Raw genomic sequence first — 2,308 nt, 5'->3', positions numbered from 1 at the left:
CCCACGATGGGGTTGTGGATTCTATGGCGTTTTCCCCAGGGTAGCTCGTTCCTCCCAACCCTGGGCTTTGAGGCGCAATCCCGTTGGGATAGGGAGGAAGCCCTCCGAACTTGTGGGTAATGCTCAGGTCGTGCCACCGCGCTCCATAGGGGCCGAAACTCATTTCGCCAGGATCGCCCTCGGGAGCGTGAGGTGCGATGGATGGTTGCGATCGAGCAAGACTGAGTTGCGCGCCACTTGGGTCCTGGAGTTCTCCCGAAACCCGTCGCCCGTGTTTGGGTTGGGATCGAATCCTGGGAAGCTGCTTGAGCTGACCTGCACCCGGAGGCGGTGCCCCCGATTGAAGATCACGCTGGTGGACCAGAGGTCGATGTTCACTGGATACACCTTCCCCGGCTGCATTCGCTTCTCGCGTTCGAAACCGTCGCGAAAGCGCATGCGCAGTCGGCCTTCACAGAGGTTGTAGGATTTTCCGTTGGGGTAGACGTCGCATAACGTGACGAAGAAATCCGTGTCGGGAGCATCACTTGAAACCCAGAGATGGGCGCGCACTCGTCCAGTAAATTCCACCGGATCGGAGATCGCCTCGCTGGTGAACACCAAAACATCGTCTCGGCCTTCGCGTTTGGCCTGGTCCATCGGACCCGCTGGAATCGTGAGTTGAATGCCTCCCACGGTGGGCGCGGGATTCAGGGGATCGTAGGTGAAACTGAGCGAGCCGGTGTCCGCCTGCGTCTTCTGGGTCGGACCCCGATTCGGCGATTGTGCAACGGGCCGAGTCGCCGAGAGCGTGTGGTCCGGATGCAGATACCATTTCTCGTCGATGGTTGGAACAGGAGGCCATTTCTCCGCCGTCCGCCAGACATTGCCAGGAGCGGACGGGTCCATGGTGTCTCCCACCACATAATAGGTGACCGCGGGAAGCTGTTCGAATCCATTGGTGACGCCCTTTAGCCAACGATCAAAGAGTTTCCAGGAATCCTGCACTCCGCCGGGAGGCTTCTTGGCGTTGGTAAATTTGAACTCGCCGGCTTTGTCCTGAAACACTCCGTGAGTCCATGGTCCCATGATCAGTTTCTGGTGGCCGCGTGCCCGAGGGCCGCCCTTGGTTTGATACCCGACGAACGCATCGATGGTCCCTTGAGCGAAGATGTCCCAATATCCACCGACATGCACCGCCGGAGCATTTACCCGGCGATAGCGCAGGGCAGCATCGCGTTCCTTCCAAAATGTATCGAAGGTCGGATGCGCCACCCATCGCGGCAATGCGTTCGAGTTAAACTTGGTTGCGCGAAGCCAGTCCTCGACCAGCGATTTTCGGAAAACTCCCCCCGAATAGGCGAGGTCATGGTACTGGCTGGGAGCACCGACGGTAAGGTGCAGGCAGTCCAGATGTGGCGTGCCGCTGGCCGCGAGCTGCATTTGGGTGATGGCGCCGGCGGAGCCGCCATAGGTGCCTATCCGCCCGTTGCTCCAGGGCTGCTTCACGATCCAAGCCGTGGTGTCGGCCCCGTCTCTTTGGTCGGTATAGAACGGCAGATTCTCACCCTCGGACTCGTATCGCCCGCGCACATCCTGAACGGCTAGCGCGTAGCCGCGCTTCACGCAATCGGCAGCCAGACCGAGAAGGCCCGTTTTGTTGTAGGGCGTGCGAACGAGAATCACGGGATAGCGGCCGGCGGCTGGCTCGGGGAGGTAGAGATCGGTCGCGAGACGAACGCCATCGCGCATGCCGACCAAAATGGTTTCTCGGTGGGGAGGCGCTGGCCGTGCCTCCGCTGCGGAGGCAGATTGGCCCAGGTGCAGCATCCACACCAGGGCAACGGCCCAGATCGAAGGGTAGCGGGGTTTCATGGGAAAAATAGACGGCAGGAGGACCGCAGCGCGTCAAGACCGATGGGAGTTTAGATAGGTGACAGGTGGTGGGTGGTAGGTGGTTCATGAAACCGCGGCCGAGAACCTGCATGGTTCAAAGAAATTAGCCGGGGTATCGCAGCACAGCGAAGATCCCCGGTCATATCCCGATTCAAGAGCACCCTGAAAGGCGTGCCACCGGTCAGCGGACAGACTGACGGCCGGATCAGGTTCCTTGAGGAGGGGTGCGGCAGGCTTCAAAAGCCGGTGGCATCGCTGCGCGATGCTCTGTAATATTAACAGCTCCGGGGGTGCCAGCACCCCCGTATAGCCTAACCGGAGTTATTCACCGGCTGCGGGAGGGCTCCCTGCAGAGCCCTCCACAGCAGACGGTAAATAACTCCGTCGAAAATCATCATTTTGATCTATTTTGGTCTGGATGCCGTACGGACAT

Annotated in this window: 1 protein-coding gene; it reads right to left on the bottom strand. The window is 59.9% G+C overall.

Annotation, left to right across the window (positions count from 1 at the left end; translation table 11 throughout):
- Positions 1-159 precede the first annotated feature (159 nt).
- On the bottom strand, positions 160-1,854 hold the full coding sequence (locus JNN07_21230) for a CocE/NonD family hydrolase (protein MBL9170272.1): 1,695 nt from the start codon (positions 1,852-1,854) through the stop codon (positions 160-162).
- Positions 1,855-2,308 lie beyond the last annotated feature (454 nt).

The organism is Verrucomicrobiales bacterium, from assembly GCA_016793885.1.
In the GTDB taxonomy this organism is placed as follows: domain Bacteria; phylum Verrucomicrobiota; class Verrucomicrobiia; order Limisphaerales; family UBA11320; genus UBA11320.
The sequence above is the reverse complement of the archived record's forward strand: the minus strand, read 5'-3'. Positions and strand labels throughout refer to the sequence as shown.